This is a genomic window from Dyadobacter frigoris (genome assembly GCF_005280585.1).
In the GTDB taxonomy this organism is placed as follows: Bacteria; Bacteroidota; Bacteroidia; order Cytophagales; family Spirosomataceae; genus Dyadobacter; species Dyadobacter frigoris.
The window spans coordinates 481401-501725 of the sequence record NZ_SZVO01000002.1; the positions used below are offsets into that span (position 1 = coordinate 481401).

Sequence of the window (20325 nt, forward strand, 5' to 3'; positions counted from 1 at the left end):
TTTAATCAGGTTTTATCGTTAATCCTGGTTTGACTCTGCGTGAGTATATCTCTTCATAAATATTATTGATAGAACTTTCAGCAGGGCTAAACGGAAGTTTTCTATATCCCACCCAAACATGTTGATCAGGCACACTACTTTTAACAATTTCAGCAATAACGTTTGATTTGCCACTGAAATGTTGAGATAGTCGCGATCTGAGGTTATTTGCTTTACCTAAGTAAAAAGGTCTAACGAAGCAGATCTCTTTAAAAAATTCATAGAAAGCTTGAATATTTGTTCTACTCCTGAGGTATGCTTCTAGCTCTGAGTGCTTTTTATCACTTAGCCCAAACATGTTGGCATTGTCTCTGAAACCTTGCTCCCAAATTTTTGCATGAAATTTGTACTTGCCTTTAATTTCTTCTTCAATGTAAAAATTTCGGCTGGAGTATTCTTTCAAAGTATTGATCAAATCATTAGTGGCAATACGGTCTGCGTCAAATGCTGGCCAGTAAACCCATTGATAAATACCATAGTCAGAAGGAATTCCATCTTTAGGATCATCCACATTCTTCTTTAAATAATCCAGTTTATTGAATTCAAAGTCATTATATTTCATCGATTCAGGAGGAGTCGGTAGATAACCACGGGTTTAATATTGACAAGGTACGTAAATCAATTTTCTACTTTTAATAAATAATAGAATACCACATCAGTGCAACTTGTTAATTATTCGAAATTTCAAACGGAAGCGATTGCAAAATAACTTAGATACTTCAACCTGTTGTGCTTATCCAGCCGTAAAAAAATATGTGTTGATCTCAACTTACATCTTGCTTCTGAAATATTGATTAAATAAGAAAATATTATTTCTAAAACTAGTTGGTTATAGATAAAGAATTATTCTCGGGTGATTAATTCAACTTACCATGCAGATTTCAGCCTATTGCAGACAATATAACAGTGCACTATAAATTTATCACGGAATCTAATGCGTCATCAGTCGTTTTATTAATAAAATTACTCTGATAACCCATAGTTGTCTTAATATCAGAATGCCGATAAAGCCTTTGAAGAACATTGGCTGGAATACGATCCGCAGATATCTGCGCAAACGTGTGGCGCGCAATGTGCATAGATAACGGTTTCGTTATTTCTAATTTCTTGGAAACATTTTTTAAATAGTCGTTACAGCTTCGAACCCTCGTTTTGATATAACTCTGAACTTCATATAATTTCGAAAGATCCGGCAGTTTAGCTAGGTCAGGAAATACTAGGTCATGGGCATTTGCCCCTCGTGGGTACTGTTTCAAGATTTCAAGCACCTTGTCTGGCACCTTCAATGATCCGGCTTTCAAATTTTTACCCATAGAATAATAAAGGCGATCATTTTGAAAGTCTGACCATTTAAGCCTTAAAACATCTGACACACGCATCCCTGCAAAATAAAACGAGACCAACCAAAGATTTCGCGCATGGTTTTCACCAAGTGGTAGATCTATTTCTTCCATTAACTTTACCTCCTCCGCATTTAGACCGATTTTTAAACTATCAGGAAACTTGATTACGGTCTTCCCTTTACCAAAAGGATAATTTTTCCTATCAGTAATGTTGTCTGCAACAGCTCTATTATATACAGTCCTGATCACCACTAAATGATTGACTGCTGTCCTTTCCGTCACGCCAAACGTTCCTATCAGATAAGCCTTGAATTTTGTCAATAAGCCGGAACTGATTTCAGAAAAATTGATGTCTTCATTTTTTAGAAATGTCTTGAATCGATTAATCCTAGGCTCGTCAGCAGATCTCTGATTGAACTTCCCTGTGGCTTTAAGTTGGTCCAGGTAAAGTTTTGCTTGTTTGAAAAAAGTACCATCCTTGGATGCTGCAACTGCCCTTTTTATAGCCTTTGCAGAAGTGTCAGTTTTGTTAGTTTCCATCTCCACAAGCTTGTCAGTCGCCTCAGCTAGCTTTTTTGCAATCAGGTTATTGAGTCTTGCAGAGTTGGGATGTGATTTCTTGATTATTTGCCTTGCATCGTCCCAATCCGCTAGCGAAACGCTATGACCGATACTTGTTTGTGAAATTTTCCTATCCTTTATTATCCGTAGATAAAGGTTATGTTTCCCTTCTCTATTAGGAGTTTTGCGAAGAACTATGCTTACTGATGCCATATCCGATCTGTTTGATAAACAAATGTAATGGATTTTCGCCAAACATATGCCAAACAAATCGAGTTTTTATAAATATTTTTATGATACAAAATATACTTAACTATCAGATTATCAATTAATATTAATACATATCAAACCACATGAAACCATAAATAGCAGGACTTAAAATCCTGTGAGCTGTAAGGCTCGTACGGGTTCGATTCCCGTCCCCGGTACAAAGCGGGACTTTTGTGAGAAATCACTAAAAGTTCCGCTTTTTTCTTTCCGTAAGTCGCTGTTTATCTGAAAGATAAGGGCTGCTGCTTCATTAATTTTTGTGGTTCGATATCCACTTTCTGAAAACACCAGTTTTTCGGGGTACATCGAACCAATGATCTCACGCTTCTGATTTGTATCTGATCTTGTGTAGACAAGGTCGATGTTTGAAAGTGCGTTCACTGCCCTATCCAGCATCTTTTCAAGATTTACTGGACTGTTGACGCTCGTTGTCATCTCCGTTAAATTGGCTTCCAACCGCACAAGCTTTTCCTCTATTTCTGATTTCATCGTCCGGTAGTCTTTTGGATCAATATCACAGGTCAATAAAAGCTCTCTTGCCTTACCAAGTTTATTGTTCAGTGCATCAATCTGGTCGAGGACATGTTTCTTCTCGGTTTGTGAATGCTTTGTCTGTCCTTTGAATGCTTTGTTTACAACCAGTTTAAAAAGCTCTGTCACACCTTTGTGGGGTTTAAACTTTTGAAGTTCTTTTACAAACTGATCGTTGAGTCGGCCACACGCATATCTTGGCCCGCAGGAGGCCACACAGTGATAATAGTGGTACCTGCCGTTTCTACCTTTCGAAGCGCTTGCCGTTAACAGCCTGTGACAATTAGGACATTTCAGAAAACCCCGCAGCGGAAACATATCATTGGATATTTCTTTCACATTAGGCCGCTGTCTCTTCTTTTTTCCGTCAATCGAATCCTGTACTTCGTAAAACAGATTCTCGGATATCAGCGCTTCATGCTGCCCTTGCGCTAACCGGCTCTCTTCATCCTTGTAACCGGGTATGAAGATCTTACCGAAATAAAGCGGATTTTCGATTGCACGCCAGAAGCAGGTTTTGCTGCATCTGAGTCCTTTACGAACCGCCTGTCTTCTGACTTCTTCTACCGAATATATACCTTGCGCCAATTCTTCAAAGGCCCATTTTAAGACGGATGCCTGCGGCTGTTGTAGTGCGATGTATTTTCTGCCGCTTTCAGTGATCTTATTTATGTAACCCACCGGAGCTACACCCATATACCGGCCTTCCTTTCTGGCCCTTCTCATGCCGTGAAACGTATTGAGTGCCCGTCGGTCATTTTCCACTTCGGGTGCAGCCAGGTAAAAGGCCAGCATCATTTTATTTTCCGGAATAGAAAGATCTAGCGGCTGCTCAATAGCCTGGGGCTCCACGCCCAACCTTCTAAGTATACTGATCATCTGGTAGGCATCGCCCGCGTTGCGGCTGAACCTGTCCCATTTGGTAAAAAGAACCAGATCCACCTTGCCTTTTGATTTTTTTAGGTCCAGCAGCAACTGTGACCATTGGGGGCGGTTGAAGGTCTTGGCCGAATGGTCTTCATAAATCACCTTTCTTACCTCTATATGATTGATGCCACAATACTTTCTAAGCATTTCCTCCTGTCCTCTTTGGGAGTAGCCTTTATCTGCCTGCTCGTCCGTGCTGACGCGGACATATAAATCTGCCGTTTTCATCTGAATATGGTTACCTCACAGATAATTTAATGAATCAGATCATGTTACAAAACATCATCCTTTAAATCTTTAAGACATTGGCTTACTACTATATTAGCCAATTTTTCTAAAAACTCCAAGATTTTCTTAGCCTGAATTTCAGTTACCTCGAGTCCTTCACGACTTAACACTTCCACCGCTTTTTGTGGGGATACCCTCTCTTTTTCTAACGCCTCCATCCTGCTCACCTTGTTTTAGTCCAACATGCGGCAAAATAATCTTCGAGGGCCATCAAGATGTTCCGGCGATACTTTCCGGAATGAAAAGAATATCATTTCTGCTTTTATGCAACTAAACACGGCCTGATCTTCCTAAATCAGACCGTGCCGTTTAATAATCAATCCATGAAAACATGACCTTCGTACTGTGAATAGCCATCTAAAAATAGGTCCCTTGCATAAGCTTCGTAATCAAAATATCTTTGCAACAGCTCGGGCACGTCCGATAGCATTCCCGTATCTTCGATATATTGATATGCAAATTCTATTTCCGAATCTTTCATCGATCCTGAAAAGCAACCTTGATACGATTCTTCAAATCCTTGTAGCGTTTCATCTAAATCATTTCCGTTTGAAGGCCATGATACGATCCTGGAACAGTAAATCTCAAATGCCTCCGCGCGTTCCTCGCCCATTTCATCCGTCAGTTCAAAGTACTTGAATGTGTCCTCATGCAGACTGCATTCTGAAATCAGGAAATCCGGAATATATTCCCAATCCTGGAACATTAATTCAGGCAGGAATTCATTTCGGTGATATTCATAACAGTCTTTATAAAACTCTTTGCAATCAGAGTAGTCTGAGAGATCAAACCATTTACCGAAAAGCGATCCGTCATTATACTGCCAGTAAGTTCCAACATAAATTTTTGGAGTGTTTTCAAGATTTTTCATGATTGAAAGTCTTTAAAAGTAGCTTAGCCCGGCGTTGTGCTCAGGGCAATCGCTACCTCCACTCAAAGAAAAAATGACGGGGTTTACCCCCTTTGGCTGCAAGAGTAGCCAGCGGTTTAAGGAGCGGCATTAAGCCGCGGTAAATAGCAGGCTACTCTTGAAGCCATCATTTTTGGCTTTGTAACTTTCGTTGCACTGACTGACAACCTGTGCGATAGACTCTTACAAGTCGTAAAAAACTCATCGAAATTGAATTAACCTTAACCATCGAGAATTCAAAAGAATCATCTAACTACACTTATTGTGTAAATTATTACGACTATTAAATATTTTGTACGATATTTTGATTTTTAATTACGATATGCGTAATTTTGTAATCAAACTTTTCTGCTATGTATACGGAGATATTAAAAATTATTGAAGGGGGATTATCTAAGGACTTCAAAAAAGTACACAACTACTCAAAGCTGTTAGCCGATAAACTGGCGAAGGATGGAGACGAAAAAATGGCAAAACTGATTTTACGCGCCATCGAAAACGGTCCCGCTACAACCGTTGTAATGGATGAGCTTCTGACCACTCCCGTTGATCAGGAAAGCAGACTTAGCATAGTCGATATTTCTAGGCCTCTTAGTGGCAGAACTCCGGTTATACTACCTCAGTTAATTGAAAATAAAATTGATGACTTTATAAATGTTGTAAAACACCAAAGTGAGTTGATCAAAAATGGAATTGAAACTACCAACACACTTCTTTTATACGGAAAACCGGGTTGCGGAAAAACAACTGTTGCGCAATACATCTCCGACAAAACAGGCCTACCGCTGGTAGTAGCGAGATTTGATGCGATAGTATCATCCTTACTTGGAAACACAGCGAAAAATATCAGAAAGATATTTGATTTTGCAGATAACAAACCGTGCATACTCTTTCTTGACGAATTCGACGCTATCGCAAAAGCAAGAGACGATCAATATGAACTTGGTGAACTTAAAAGAGTGATTAACAGTCTATTGCAAAACATTGACGCTTTTGCAAGTCACAATATATTGATCGCCGCTACCAATCATCCAGAGCTCTTAGATAAAGCGATATGGCGCAGGTTTAATACGGTTATTGAGATTGGCGCTCCTCAGGAGGCTGAGGTATCACAGCTGATTAAAGTTTTTACAGCAGGGTTCAAAACAGACTTTATAGATGATGAAAGACGTCACGATAAACTTGTGAAACTTCTGACGGGTAAGTCTCCATCCGATATAAAGGGCATCATCAACAATGCAAAGGCGCATACGATCATTAATGGCCGTGAAACACTTGCTTATGAAGATCTACTGGTAGAGCTTTTTGAATTTACCAACCATGGAGACTTATCCATCGAAAAGCTGGTGGAATTTTTAAATGACAATGGTATTCCACAAGTGGCCATCGCCGAAAGGATGAAGATATCCATCAGACAGGTAAGAAATTTTTTAAACAAAAACATCTAGGTCATGGCAGAAAAGAACCTCCCTGTAAAATTCTTTCAAAAAAGACAGAAAGATGAGATGGACACCGAAGGTGGTGGAGAGCGGAAGATGCCCACTTGGGCAAGTCCCGCCATAGCGTCTCAGAAATCAGCTTATATCAGAGAAGTACTTCAGGATGTTTCTGTCAAATTGACCAATAAAGTCAAACAAAATAATTACATACCGTCAGTGCTAAAACTGAAAGTCAATGAAGATGCACTGGCCAAATCATACCGCAAAGAAATCGGAAACCTGTTCAATACCACAGAATTGAATATTATTGGGGTTAACGGAGTGGACGAGGTATTGGTGAAAGTGGATGATGTTCAGGATTTGCAGGGAATGATCAGAAATTTCGAGAAGGCAAACAACGCATTTCCAAGCTTTTCTACGGTAGTCGGGATATCTGCCATTAGTGACGTAGAGGAATTCAAACCAGAAATAGCCATTGATTCGGACATTGAAGAGGATCATGTCTTAAAAATAAAACTTTTCAATTATGGCAATATTGAGTTGGACGGCATACTGGCCAGAATGTTTGAACAGTTTTGCCAAAGCAGAAAATTGTCTTTTAAACGTACCGTCTACTCCGGCGATTTAAATATTTACCGGGTCGATGCGGTAACAACAGATGCGCTGGAATTTTTGAAGGATTTCGATGGTATACAGCTTATCACCGAAATGCCTTCATACGAACTTACGCTTGACGAAGTGATTGAGGACACGCCAGTAGAAATTAAAACACCAAAGGCTGGTGTGGACTATCCTATCATCGGTGTGCTGGATACAGGGATTGCCAACATTCCACATCTTTCGCCCTGGCTTCATCAGGATAACATTACCTATTATACCGATGAGGATACCAACAAAAAGCATGGTACCGGTGTCGCCGGAATCCTGATTTACGGAGATATTCTTGAAGGAGTGAATTATACCGGGTTTGAAGGATGCAAATTATTTGAAGCGGTTGTGATGCCGGATCTTACCAGGCAAAAAATATATGAAAGTGAATTAATAGAGCAGATCAGAGACGCAATCAGCAGACATGATCATATTAAGATCTGGAATCTGTCACTGGGAACAGATCAGGAAGTCGACTTAAATGAATTTTCCGATTTTGCCAAGGCACTCGATGAAATACAGGAGCAGCATGATGTACTGATTTGTAAATCTGCCGGAAACTGTGATAATTTTAAAATAAACGCACCAAAGCGCAGGATAACCAAGTCTGCCGATACAGTCAGGGGGCTTGTTGTCGGTTCTTTGACGCATGATCAAAGTCCGACGGACCATGCCGGAAAACATCACCCGTCACCGTTTTCAAGAACGGGACCAGGACCAGCGCATTTGATCAAGCCGGACATTGTTCACATGGGCGGAAATGCAGGAACGGACGCGCGAAATAATGTGACTATAAGTCCTGTCAAATCTTTTTCAACGGATGGCAGGTTGGCAAAAATTATCGGTACGAGCTTTTCCACGCCAAGGATTTCAGCCATTGCGGCAGGGTTAAATTCTATGCTTAATGAGAGATTCAACCCCACCCTGATAAAGGCTTTGATCATTCATTCTGCTAAATATCCGCCCGAAATGAAAATGGCGATTTCGGACAAAATTAACGCGGTTGGTTTCGGAATGCCATCTAATATATCCGATATCCTTTTTAACGAACCAAATGAAATCACGCTGATACTGCAGGATACGCTTGAAAAGGGGAATTTTATTGACATTCTTGATTTTCCGTTTCCGCAAAGCATGGTAGATGAGGATGGCTATTTTTATGGAGAGATTACGGTCACACTTGTAACTGCTCCTATTTTGGAAGTTTCACAGGGAGCGGAATACTGTCAGTCCAACATCGATGTGATGCTTGGGACTTATGACGAAAAAACGGAGCGGGACACCTCAAAACCACAAATCAAAAATCCAATCGGTGCTGATGGACGGCAGAATATCCTTAGTAGCTCAGTCTATAGTAAAAGAGCCGGAAAGAATATGGATGTCCCGTTTGCCGCAGAAAGAATGCTGATTTCATACGGAGATAAGTATCAGCCTGTAAAAAAATGGTGTGTGAATTTTCAAGAATTCACAGAATCCAACAAGGAGAAATTTTTGAAAGCGCCTAAAAACTGGTATTTGAAAATCAAAGGGCTTTACCGTGATTTTTCAGAATCCAAGGCAGAAATTAATAAAGTGACGCTTGCACAGGACTTTTGTCTGATCATTACCATAAAGGATACCAAAAGGAGAGGTAATATCTACAATGAAGTCACCCAGTTATTGGATAATTTCAGCTTTATACATAGCAATGTGAAAATAAAAGAGGAAGTCAGATTACGTTTAAACAATGGTTAACTAATAAAAATACTACAGAAACAAAAAAATGCCCTGAAGCGCTAACTTCAAAGGCATTCAATTTAGAATGTATAAAGCTGTTGGTGGCTTATCCGGGTTGGTACCCCTTTGGCATTCTACTTTATTGTGCTTGAACGCTGCAAAGATATCAATTTGTTTAAATTATTTATCTGTGTACTACAATAAAGGAAAACACCATCCAGATAATCTCCGGCGCTGCAAGTTCGGGGTGGATATATAAATTTTTGTAAAATGAAATTTGAAGGAGCTGTTCTAAAAGAGCAGGGTGTAACCTTCGCGATTGTAGTGGTAAAATCGCATGTATTGAACAGCACGAACCAGTGTGACGAGGCGCGGGCAGCCTTCAGAGGCGCATTCCCCGGAGTGCCCATTATTTTGATGGCGCAGGATTCGCGTGGCACTGCAACGTACCAGGGCAGAAAGGATATCGTGAACTTCCTTAGTAAGATTCACATTTCTCGAATTCCCTGGAAACAGTACAATTACAATTAACAGATTTTAAACTTAAACAAATTTTCACTTATGGCTAGAAATGGCAAAACAGGTGACGGACATCGGGATGGTGCTGTTACCGGAAGAACACAGGTGTATAATCCTGTAACGGAAACATGGACCAAGCGGGATCGTGAGACCGGTCGATTTATGGATGGAAAACAAGATGGTACTCCGTTCAAAGGCGTAACAAAAGAGAAGTAGGAAGAACGGTGTAAAAATAGCGGCCATATTTTCCGGAACGGCCGCTATTTTTTTGTTTAACCATCATAGAATTTCAACATCATTATAGCTACCAGTTCAAATAGTCCACTAGAATATAGCAGATAGGAAATTTTTACCTGATTTCAGGAAACTTTGTATAAAACTGAGAATGAAACAACCGACAAGAACGACCAACAGACTGCATTTTTCGGATCTTGACCCGCTAAGATTTGAAGACCTGTGCCTGAATATTGTTTCCAGAACTGACACTTTTAGAGAAATCAATCATTTCGGCCGTAAAGGTGCAGATCTAGGTGTAGATATATTTGCGATACAAAACCTGGAAGGCAAGGAAAAAATTTGGTTCATACAATGCAAACGGTTCATTCGGATCGGAAAAGCAGATATCACCGACATCGTCGATAAAGTAGCGATGAATGTGGCATTACCTGACAAGCTGCTGGTGATTGTAGCCTGCGATGTGAGCCGGAACCTTCATCAATACTTGAAGGATTATTCTAGTGAAAAAGGAATTTCCGAGGTGGAAATCTGGACAGCAAGCGTTCTTGAAGCAAAATTATACAAAGATTACAAGGATTTACTTTTTGTATATTTTGGTGTACGGGTAGAGAAGAAAACCCAGGATAACGCCACTAGAATCAAGTACTCGCTCAGAATGAAGAAGCGTGTAGAAAAGGAACTAATAGATCATGAATATTTAAAGAAAAATAGGACTCCGGATCTGCTTTCGTTTAAACCCTATGCAAAATTTATCACTCATAAAGTCTTCATACGATCAGTCGATGACACATCGTATCCCGACTCGGATGAAACACCAGATGGAAAGATTAGTCCTTGGTTCAGAACTTTTTTTTATGATACTTACCATAACGGAATAGAATTCTGGCTTAATGTGGCGATGAGCACTCCTATTATTATGGATGAGCATGGATTTTGGGAGCCGTTAAGCCATGATGATAAGAGGAGAAATAGCCCCAAATACAAAACATTCTATGCTATCCAGATTGGAAGAATTCCTTATCATCACATCGTAGAGATTCTCCGGGATGGAGATGAATACTTTTCTGAGCCGCATTTGTTCTGCAAATTTGATATCCAAGAGATGCCATATGAGGAGATTTATTATAAAACAGAAGGAGATCCTGAAAGGAAAATTCCGGACTGGGATTTGGACAAAACTCTAAGGACAGAATTTCCTGACGAATGAAGGAGTCGAGATAAATCTAAGACTTCCCGAAATGAATCCTATGACATTAACCAGACTCAAATTCTAAAAAATGGTAACAGCTTGTTTTATGCATAACGGACAGAGCTGGATCAATAATTCGGATTATCCGAGAATAATGCAGATGTGAGTACAGTGAACAAATGAGCTAAGTGAACAGAATGCGACTTTAATAAACTATAACTCCTAATGAATCAACGAAATGAAGATTTTTAAATATTTGCCCCCCGATAGAATCGATGTCATCCTAAACCAGAACATTCGTTTCACACAACCACATTACCTAAACGATACTTTCGAAACCATACCGTATCTTTCTGGAATAGACACAGCCGAAAAAATTGATGATTTGTTTGATAAGGAAATTCCGAAGATTATTAGTGGGCAAGACATACTGAACAATCTTAGTATAGGACTTGAGGAAGTTTTTAAAATAAACCCTGAAATTGATCCAAATGCAATTATTGATATTTTAAATACAGTTGAACCGGATAAATTACTGAGTACATTAGTCAAGCCAGTTTTGAAAGCCTTGAATTTGCAGCCAACAAACGACGATTTGGCCGAGAAGTTCCGGGAAAGGTTTCAGAATAAACTAGGAATTCTTAGCCTAACACAGAGAAATGACAATTTGCTGATGTGGGCACATTACACACAAAGCGATACTGGCTTTGTAATTGAGTTCAATCACTCAGGAGACCTTTTGAAAAATAGGAAATCATCTATTGCATGTCTAAACGAAATTAGCGAGGTACGATACAAGAAGGAAAGGCCTGAATTATATCTATTTAAGACGCTTACTCCAAATCAAGAATGGATTGAAGAATTGGCCGGAGATGTGTTTTTAACAAAAGGTTTATCCTGGCAATACGAACAAGAACTTAGGGTTGTGAAAGGGTTGCAAGAGTGTTCCTGTGTCAACGAAAGTCTTGGCATTTTTCTATATCACTTCGATGCCGCGGAGATATCGAACATCTACATGGGGATGAAGATAGGAAGAGCCCCTGAAGAACGGATCAAGGGCGTTTTGGCTGAATCCAGATATGGTCATGTTGGACTATTTAAAGCATTTCAGAGTAGTAAGGAGTATCGAATGGATTTTCGAAAACTTATTTAAGCTGTAAATCTAATTTAGAACCCAATAAACCTGCTTCCGTCAGATTTTACCTTTAATGAAAAATGCACCAAGATTTTCCAGTAGAGAAAACAACCGCGGCTTCGGAAAGAATTGAGAATTTGATTCTAGTATTTATGAGGTCGATTTACCCAATCAGTTATTTGATTGAGAATTAACTAAAACATCTCCAAGAACGTGTAGTTATGGAAAATTGAAAGTTTAGACATTATTAATTTCTACCATCTTTCCAGCCGCAACAGGAGTAAATACATTCTCCATTCCGCAAAGTAGCATATCCATCCGTCGTTACGCCGCTTGCGAAATGTGCTCATGAAAACTTTCAACCTTTGAGGAGCCTGCTTTTCAGTTAACCAGACTTTGCCAAAGTAGGTTGAGAATTTCGGAAAGTTTCTTTGAGATCTTCCATAACCTAGACCTGATCCTGTGACATGGATATTTTTATGGTAACCGCTTCCATGCAATTTATCTAGCTAAACAATTCAAGAATATCCTCTGCACTCAGTGATTTAAGTACCCCATCCGTTGACGAGATAAGCTCATCAGCCAGCTGACGCTTCTGCGCCTGCATGTTCAGGATTTTTTCTTCCAGCGTATCCTTGCAAATCATCCTGTAAGCCATCACGTTGTTTTCTTGCCCGATGCGGTAGCAGCGGTCAATGGCTTGCGATTCTGCCGCAGGGTTCCACCATGGATCGACGAGAAAAACGTATTCAGCAGCGGTGAGATTTAGTCCGATGCCACCTGCTTTCAAACTGATCAGAAATACTCGTGTGTCATTATCGTTTTGAAAGAGATCCACCATTTTGCTTCTTTGATCTTCCTTCGTCTTACCATCCAGATAAGCATATCCGAGCTGTAATGCATGCAGCTGCTGTCTGATCAGCCCAAGAAACCCGGTAAAGCTCGAAAACACCAGTACTTTGTGGAAGGGTGTTATTTCTTTCAACCGCCGCATGAGTTCCTTGATTTTCGCAGGCTCAGCTTCCTGCTCAACCTGAGCTTCAACCAACACAGGTGCATTGCAAATTTGACGGAGTTTCAAGAGTCCTGCCAACGCATACAATTTGGAGTTGACTGCACCGGTTTCGCTGATTTTTTCTTTAATCGCATTTTGATATCGGATTCGGTAGGCCTCGTAGACAGCGCGTTGTTGGGTTTCCATCTCACAGTAGATGACCATTTCCGTTTTTTCAGGCAGGTCTTTGGCTACCTGCTGTTTGGTTCGCCTGAGAATAAAGGTGCTGATTACCTTTTGCAAGTAAGCTACGCTATCCGTTTCCGCTTTGTTTGAGAGCAGTTTATTGAACCCACGCAAGCTTCCCAACATGCCGGGATTTACAAAGTTCATCAGGGCATAAAGATCATTGCCACTGTTTTCGACGGGTGTCCCCGTCATAGCCAGTCTGGTTCGAGCATCCAGAATGCTGACTGCTTTATAGCGCTGTGAGGCCTGGTTTTTAATGGCCTGCGCTTCGTCGAGGATCAAATACTCGAACTGGGCATATTTGAGTATATCGATATCGTGTACCACCGTTTTGTAGGTAGTCAAAATAACATCACCTGAATCAAGTCGTGAGGCCTGCTGTTGTCTGAATGCGCCATGATAGCGGACTATGCGAAGATCTGGTGTAAACTTTTCCGCTTCTTGCTGCCAGTTAAATAAGAGCGAGGTCGGTACAATCAAAAGACTTGGCCTGGTATGCAGACCATTTTGATACACCTTTTGTAAAAGTGTTAATACTTGCAGTGTCTTTCCCAGTCCCATTTCGTCAGCTAAAATTCCTCCCCAACCATTGTCTTTTAAAAACATCAGCCAGTTAAAGCCTTCCTTCTGGTACGTACGAAGTGTCGCCAGCACGTTATCAGGGACTTGTCTGTCTGTGATCACTTTGACCCTTGCTGCGTTACTTTTCCGGTTTTGGGCAAATCCTTGCAGACCCTGCTGGCCTGACTGATCGTTGAGCTGATCCAATAACTGAGCATGAAAGCCCGACAGGCGCATCCCCGATTTGGACGGTTGCGAAAAGGACATAACAGTTTTCAGCTTCTTTTGCCAGCTGACTGGGATGGTGGCACGTGTTCCGTCTTTGAGTGCCAGCTGTCCGTCATTTTCCAAAATCGCGTTTCTGAGCACTTCACTACTTATTGAAATCTGGGAACATGACGCTTTCAATGTAATCTCAAACCAGTCTTTATCTGCATGAATGCCCATTCGGATATCTACCAGATTCATATAGTCTGCCAGTGCTCCAATGTCCTCGATGCCCGTCACAGTTATCTGATTTTCTTTCAGCTTTGATAGCATGTCAGGCAGACAACCTGTGTTTAGAATGGTAGTCTTAGGCAGAGAAAAGCAATCTTCATTTTTGCAAGCCTGACTTGCAAAATCGGTATGTAGTGATCTTACAAGCTCTGTTAACGTAGCTTCTCTGGCTTTGTCACGGATGAAAATGACCGGCTGTCTGTGAATCTCAATCCAGCTGGCCCCGGCACTTAAAGTTGGCACCAGCAATTCTTGTCCGTAGTCCACCTGCGGCTGAAAGCAAAATGAACCAGCATGCTCGAAGATCCGCAATTGCATTTGCTGCACATGTAAAATCCGTTGATTTGCGCCAACAGAATTATATTGAAATGGGTAGTGCCGTGTCAGGAATTGAAGTACAGATCTGTTAAAATGCTCGAAATGGATGTCCATCACTGTAAGTACTTGCCCGGTTATTGTAAGCGATGTGATCAGATCAATGTCTCTGAGGGTAGATGCTAATAGATATACAGCACCGCGTTTATCGAAAACAAAAAGTGGAGACCTCGCTGGATAAAGCTCGTAGCAGTCCAGTGGGTTTCCGTCTCTCAACACGTGCAGCTGTAACCGGTAACAGGCTTTTTGTCTGGTCAAAGTAAAACTCACGCCAACTTCTGAACTTGCAGTCTGGAAAGGTTTTGTGTACCCCTTCTTGGGTTTGTGATCAAATTTGATCTTGCGCCCGTCACTATAACGGTTTACCAAACGCTCACCGGCCAGCAGTGGATTCGCCCTTGACCAAAGATCAAGCAAACGCTGCCGGTATATTTGGATTTGTGAAACTCCGGGAGTAGTGTATTTCGATACCACTTCTTCCAGGCTCTGCGCGGTATTAGCCCCTTGGATCTGCAACAGTTGCTCTGTGGTAGTTTGAATCCGTGAGCCGATTGCATTTAACATCAACTGCTGGTCCGTGAAAACAATGTGTTCGGGCGCAACACTGGTCTGAAAAATGGTACTGAAGGATTTAATAGCACTACCATCGTTGAGCAGCTGCCCGGTGAACCCTGCCAGAAAAGGCAAGTGATCCTGCCGGAAAATGGTATACAGACTGTAACCGACCTGGTCATGTGTGATGGTTGGCTGCTGATCAGCCACTGGTTCGGACTGGGGTGCAGCAATCTTCTGGCTCGGTATGTAAACAGTGCCAAGCGTTTTGGCCGATTCGAACCGGATACCTTCCAAGCCAGTTTTCAGCTCAAACAGATCCGGATATCCTTCTGCCAGTTTGAATAGGTCAGGCTTGTAGAATCTCGAAAAGTAGTCCTGCCCCCTGCGACTTACCAATGTTACCAGGACTTTGTGGGCATGTGCGCACAGTTTTTCTGTTTGCTCATTACAGCTGCACGAAACTAGCAGATGCGTGGGAAGGATCGCTATCTGTAGCCTTGTTAACAGTTTGCCGAAAGGTACTTGAAGATCGAGAACTTGATGTTTGTATCCGATAAAGGTGATGTCGAAGTAAGAGAGTTTATTGTTTCGGACAGTGTTACCAAGCACATGATGAGCATCAATGGTTTGCTCTGTGAGTGTGAAATTTTGATCTTCAAATGGGATCAGGTAATCCACAGCGGCTGTGCGATGCACGGTTGGCTCAGCTATGAGAGCAGGATTTTTCATAGTAATAGGAGTTTAAAGTGTAGCTACCATATTTGTTTGCTCTTGGAGTGAAGCGAGTTTACTGATGCAAAGCGAATCCGTGATGTCTTTGAATACTTCCACTTTTTTCAGTAGCGCCTCAGCCTGCTGAGCGGTGACTTGAAAATCGCTTTGATAGCGAGTATCCAGATAGGCGCGGTTTAGCTTTTGGAGCAAGATCTGATCTTGCTTACTATTGGTGAAGATCTCAGGGATCTTTGGTGAGAAATAGTAACAGAGTGCAAGCAACCTGGCAGGATGATGTATATTGTACCGGTATCCCATCCATACCCTGATCAGACCAATGGCTGACTGCTCCATGGCTTGATGCAGGAAAAACAAACCGAGCTTGAAATCCTGACCGGTAAAGCGCTGACGGGCAGAAGCAAGAAATCCCTTGGACAGTGTGCTGTGATGGATAAGATACTGCTGGGCATCATCATGGTACTGGCCAGGGGTACCAGTGTGAGTATACGACAGGGCGTTATAACCGTCCGATGTTGTTAATAGCAGTCCGGTTTTGAATACCTCGCAAAAAAAGCGGTTGCCCTCAGCGAGGAGTTTGTCGACCTGTCCGCTCCAGTGGGAAAGGACAGTTATTTGAAGGTCGGGGAAGTGATGAGTCAGAAAGTCCTGAATCGTGTGCTGCTGGCTTTGACGGGTGTGGGTAACTACCAAAATACAATACGCCTTAAACTCTGAATACTGGTTTGTGGCAAAGCAGCTGCAATCAGCAGATGCCGCTTGCCGGAAGCCAAACAGGAAGATGTGTTGGATGTCAAATTTTAAGCAGATCGCCTCGACAATGCCAGATAGATCATGCTGCTGATCTTCGCTTAATATATGTCCGTTCAGCTCCATAATATGCTTCTTTTTGACTGTTAACAGAAATGACACGGTGAAGTAAATCTGCTGACAGCGTATAATCCATTCCGGATTTTTCTATTTTAGAATTGCTGAGGAATAAAATATACCGAATGGGCACAGAAGAGAATGTTTTGCAGATTTGGCTAAAACCGGTTAACTTGCTATTATGAATATGACAGGTGACAAAACGAGCAAAATCCATCACGGCAGAAACATCAAGCGTTTCCGAGAGATGCTTGGTATCAAACAGGAAGGTTTGGCCTTTGAAATGGGAGAAGACTGGAGCCAAAAGAGGGTGTCTCTTTTAGAACAGAAAGAAGAAATTGAGCAGGACATTCTAGAACAGGTGGCTCAAATTCTTAAAGTACCTGCCGAAGCAATCAAAAATTTTGATGAAGAGGCGGCGATTGTAAATATTCAGAATAATTATCAGGGATCTTCTGTTAATTCAAGCCCAGCGTATGCAATTAACTGTACCTTCAACCCTATCGACAAATTGATGGAAGCGCTTGACGAAAACAAGAAGTTATACGAACGTCTGCTTCAATCAGAAAAAGAAAAAGTCGAATTATTGCAGACGCTTCTCGGCAAAGACAAGGCATAACTACTAAAATCAGGTTGCATTGATCCCTTTAAGGCACATCAACAGATTTATTTACGCATTTGTGCTGCTGATGTGCCCATTACTGTCCACAGCCCAGACAGCGGAGCTCGATTCTGTACTAAGCATTATCAAATATAAATCAGACACAATTAGGTCGATCTTTGACTATGTGGCTGATGAGATACAGTACGATACTGAAAAAGCGCAGATGCTTAGGCCCAGTTATCAACTTAACTGGTCATCAAAGTCAATTGTACTGGAGACAATTAGAAGGCATAAGGGCGTTTGTGAGCACTATGCGGAGCTTTTTAATGCGCTGCTCAGGCGTGCTGGCTATGAGTCTTACACCGTTTCCGGCTATGTTAGAGGTCCGACCAAAATAAATGACAAGTTGGCCCACGCATGGAATGCTGTGAGAACTTCGAGAGGCTGGTATCTGTATGATCCTACATGGTCTTCTGGCACCGTTGATGGAAATTTTCAGTTCGTCAAGGATCTCAATAACACATGGTATCAGGTTCCACCGCAGGAGTTTATTCTGACCCATATACCCTTTGATCCTATATGGCAGCTTTTAAATCCGCCACTTTCCAATCACCAGATCAAAGCTAACGACTTTAGCCGGGGCAAGTCCGTTAACTACAATTTTCAGGATTCAATTACCACCGATATATCAAAACCTGAGAAGCTGGCCCTCATATCAAGGCTTACACGTATACAGAGTGTCGGGGTTACAAACAAGCTGATTGAGCAGTATGCCAAAATTCTAGAGCGCAATATATCTTACAGCACCCTCTCTGAGAATCTGAAATTAGTTAACAGTTCGCTCAGCTCGGTGATCATTCAGTACAACATTTACATCACTGCAAAAAACAAACAGTTTAGAAAACCACAGTGGTCTGATCCGCAGCTAAGCACCACGATGGATTTATTAAAGACCAACGTTCGGGGGTGTGCAGCGCTACTGGAAACCATCAAGACACAGGAGCCTGATGCGATACGATACCTTGCTGAACTTAAAACCAAGATTTCTGAAACAGAAAAATCTATTAGTCACGAAGATGAGTTTGTGAACAAGTACCTTTCTACGAAAAAGCCCTTTAGGCTATCCAATTTTTATAAAAGATAACTTAGGGACTGTTGATTGCTGGGGCATACTCAAGATTATGCATCGCGGAGCCAGGAAGCATAACTAGGAGCGAGCAGAGATGTATCCCGTTGGTGCCGTTTTCGATTTGACAGTTTTTTTTTATCTGGTACGTTATCCTTTGGTGAGAAGAAATTTATCGGTTTAACTTTCATAGTAATTGGCTTAAAGTTATTTATAATTCATGTAAGGTCACCTGATTGTGAATGTTTTATAAAATCAATTGACAATCTCTTCATTCATAGCTTACAATGGAAACTGATTTCCGGTTGGTCATCCAACACTGAGACCTTTTCTTCTACGTAAATTCCTTTCCTGTTTCTGATTTAAATCTGGTTGCAGTCCTACACCCAATCGTTTTTCCAGACCGCTCAACGAATAATCTCTTCCGATCTCGGAACCCTTAATCTTCGTTCCGTTTTTAGTGTTGACAAACGCAATACCGCGTCCCAGGTAGGTTCGATAGCCCTGACCTTTGAGCTTTTCTTTAAGCTCTTGAAGGGAGCGGACTACCGACAAATGTTGATCGATCAACTCTCTGAGTTTTACTATCGCTTTATTTGCAAGCTGCTCCTCTTGCCTTTCAGGGTTAGTCAGATACATATCTGGCGTAACCTGAAGCCCCAAAGTCAGCTCCATCCTCCGGCAAAATTTTCCCGTTCTGGCATAATTGTTAAAATGATCCGCCGTGTTTTTTCCGTTGTAGTTGATCCGGTTTGCAGCGACATGGATGTGCTCATGGGCCTTATCCAGATGCCGGAAAACAATCAGCTGATTGTTTTCAAAACCGAAATCTTTGGCAAATGCGACGGAGATTTCCCTGATCTGATCAACCGTCGGTTTTTCGCCAGGCGGAAAACTGAATGACTGGTGCCATACGAACTTGTTGAGCTTTTTATTTTTATCCCGGTTACCCAGAAACTGCCTTGTCAGACTATCCATATTGTAACGACCGTCCGGCAGCTTTTCAAGTGATAGATTCTGAATATAAAGGATTTCGCCCCGAACATCATCCGGACCTAGTTGCTTGCGCTGCTCCGGTGTCAGAAGTTTGTCATAGTAGCAGTAATAAAGCAGCTCTTTGGGGTAATTGCCCAGGTTTACGTTTCCGATCATGACTGTCTGTTTTTTAATAGTTCCTGCATCGACTGATTAACCGCTTCATGCACCAACTGAGGATTTTCCAGCCGGGTATGTTTCCAGGCTTTCAGTGTATGGACAGCTTCTTCCGTCAGATAATAGCCTTCGTATTTTTCGAGCAGCTCTTTGCTTACTTTTAAAATATCGGCTGTCTTTTCCAACACACTGGCTTTGTTTTCACTTTCCGGCAGCACCTTTCCCAGATACATTTCAAGCTGCTGCATCCACTCCTCGATATCTGACAGGCTCTTTCTGATCGTCCAGATCTCAAAATCTTCAAACACCCACTTGGTAATCAGATCGGAAAGCATCCTTACATTTTTACTGCTGTCCTGCCAGCGCTGCGAGAGCATATCCGAATCCCTTGTTTTAAGCACGGCCAGCGAAAGAATACCGCTGAGCCTTTCAAGGATCAGGATGGTTTCGGCAGTCCTTGCCGGAAGTGATTTTTTCTGTGGCCGTTTAATCGGGCTGTTCAGCGCGAGCGTTAAAAAATACTGGCTGGCTGAAAGCCCGCTTCTTTCAATGTGCTGGTTCAATAGCTCCTTTTCTTCTTTGGTCGCCCATATAGAAAAATGGGATCTTCTGACAATCTTTTCATTTTTGGCTGGTCTGCCTTTTTGTTTCTTTTCCATAATCTTGAAAATTTGTAAGTGGTCTCTGGCAATGAGCTATGAGCCCAAAGGCGAATAGCTGGGGGTCAAGGGGGCTGTGCCCCTTGCAAGCTTCCGCCGGTCGCCGTTTTTACGGCGTACCGGCGATAGCTTGATTTGGAGAAGCCAACGCCTATGATCTATTGCAGCTGAAATGTTTCTAAAATGGCTCTTATGATTGCC

General features: G+C 41.7%; 16 protein-coding genes. 7 read left to right on the forward strand and 9 right to left on the reverse strand.

The window, feature by feature from the left end; translation table 11 throughout:
* Position 1: 1 nt before the first annotated feature.
* From FDK13_RS05700 to FDK13_RS05715, 5 genes are all read right to left on the reverse strand, one after another.
* A complete protein-coding gene (locus FDK13_RS05700) occupies positions 2 to 601 on the reverse strand; it encodes a GIY-YIG nuclease family protein (RefSeq protein ID WP_137339020.1) in 600 nt (199 codons plus the stop codon).
* 349 nt (positions 602 to 950) lie between these two features.
* Entirely contained in the window at positions 951 to 2156 is a 1206-nt protein-coding gene (locus tag FDK13_RS05705; protein ID WP_137339021.1) for a site-specific integrase, read from the reverse strand.
* A 162-nt stretch (positions 2157 to 2318) separates the two neighbouring features.
* Entirely contained in the window at positions 2319 to 3899 is a 1581-nt protein-coding gene (locus FDK13_RS05710; protein ID WP_137339022.1) for a recombinase family protein, read from the reverse strand.
* Positions 3900 to 3943: 44 nt separating this feature from the next.
* A complete protein-coding gene (locus tag FDK13_RS35305; RefSeq protein WP_170982716.1) occupies positions 3944 to 4117 on the reverse strand; it encodes a hypothetical protein in 174 nt (57 codons plus the stop codon).
* 158 nt (positions 4118 to 4275) lie between these two features.
* Positions 4276 to 4830, reverse strand: a complete 555-nt coding sequence (locus FDK13_RS05715; protein ID WP_137339023.1) for an antirestriction protein ArdA — start codon at positions 4828 to 4830, stop codon at positions 4276 to 4278.
* Between the two features lie 392 nt (positions 4831 to 5222).
* On the opposite strand from FDK13_RS05715, the gene FDK13_RS05720 reads away from it, so the two are divergent.
* From FDK13_RS05720 to FDK13_RS05740, 5 genes are all read left to right on the forward strand, one after another.
* A complete protein-coding gene (locus FDK13_RS05720; protein ID WP_137339024.1) occupies positions 5223 to 6317 on the forward strand; it encodes an AAA family ATPase in 1095 nt (364 codons plus the stop codon).
* 3 nt (positions 6318 to 6320) lie between these two features.
* Positions 6321 to 8690, forward strand: a complete 2370-nt coding sequence (locus FDK13_RS05725) for a S8 family peptidase (protein ID WP_137339025.1) — start codon at positions 6321 to 6323, stop codon at positions 8688 to 8690.
* 543 nt (positions 8691 to 9233) lie between these two features.
* Positions 9234 to 9407 (forward strand): hypothetical protein, encoded by a 174-nt coding sequence (locus FDK13_RS35310; RefSeq protein ID WP_170982717.1) that lies wholly within the window; start codon positions 9234 to 9236, stop codon positions 9405 to 9407.
* Between the two features lie 169 nt (positions 9408 to 9576).
* The gene (locus FDK13_RS05735) at positions 9577 to 10635 is read left to right on the forward strand and encodes a restriction endonuclease (protein ID WP_137339027.1); all 1059 of its coding nucleotides are present in this window, start codon (positions 9577 to 9579) and stop codon (positions 10633 to 10635) included.
* A gap of 220 nt (positions 10636 to 10855) precedes the next feature.
* On the forward strand, positions 10856 to 11770 hold the full coding sequence (locus FDK13_RS05740) for a DUF2971 domain-containing protein (protein ID WP_137339028.1): 915 nt from the start codon (positions 10856 to 10858) through the stop codon (positions 11768 to 11770).
* Positions 11771 to 12257: 487 nt separating this feature from the next.
* Here the strand turns inward: FDK13_RS05740 and FDK13_RS05745 are convergent, their stop codons facing one another.
* Positions 12258 to 15713, reverse strand: coding sequence for a DEAD/DEAH box helicase (locus FDK13_RS05745; protein WP_137339029.1), 3456 nt, complete (start codon positions 15711 to 15713; stop codon positions 12258 to 12260).
* Between the two features lie 12 nt (positions 15714 to 15725).
* Positions 15726 to 16592, reverse strand: a complete 867-nt coding sequence (locus FDK13_RS05750; protein ID WP_137339030.1) for a HEPN domain-containing protein — start codon at positions 16590 to 16592, stop codon at positions 15726 to 15728.
* 172 nt (positions 16593 to 16764) lie between these two features.
* Here FDK13_RS05750 and FDK13_RS05755 point away from each other — a divergent pair, with 172 nt between their 5' ends.
* The gene (locus FDK13_RS05755) at positions 16765 to 17202 is read left to right on the forward strand and encodes a helix-turn-helix domain-containing protein (protein ID WP_137339031.1); all 438 of its coding nucleotides are present in this window, start codon (positions 16765 to 16767) and stop codon (positions 17200 to 17202) included.
* 19 nt (positions 17203 to 17221) lie between these two features.
* Positions 17222 to 18331, forward strand: coding sequence for a transglutaminase domain-containing protein (locus FDK13_RS05760; RefSeq protein ID WP_137339032.1), 1110 nt, complete (start codon positions 17222 to 17224; stop codon positions 18329 to 18331).
* Between the two features lie 291 nt (positions 18332 to 18622).
* On the opposite strand, the gene FDK13_RS05765 is transcribed toward FDK13_RS05760, so the two are convergent.
* Entirely contained in the window at positions 18623 to 19465 is an 843-nt protein-coding gene (locus FDK13_RS05765; RefSeq protein ID WP_137339033.1) for a relaxase/mobilization nuclease domain-containing protein, read from the reverse strand.
* Entirely contained in the window at positions 19462 to 20124 is a 663-nt protein-coding gene (locus FDK13_RS05770) for a plasmid mobilization protein (protein ID WP_137339034.1), read from the reverse strand. The genes FDK13_RS05765 and FDK13_RS05770 overlap by 4 nt, the downstream gene beginning before the upstream one ends.
* Positions 20125 to 20325: the final 201 nt, after the last annotated feature.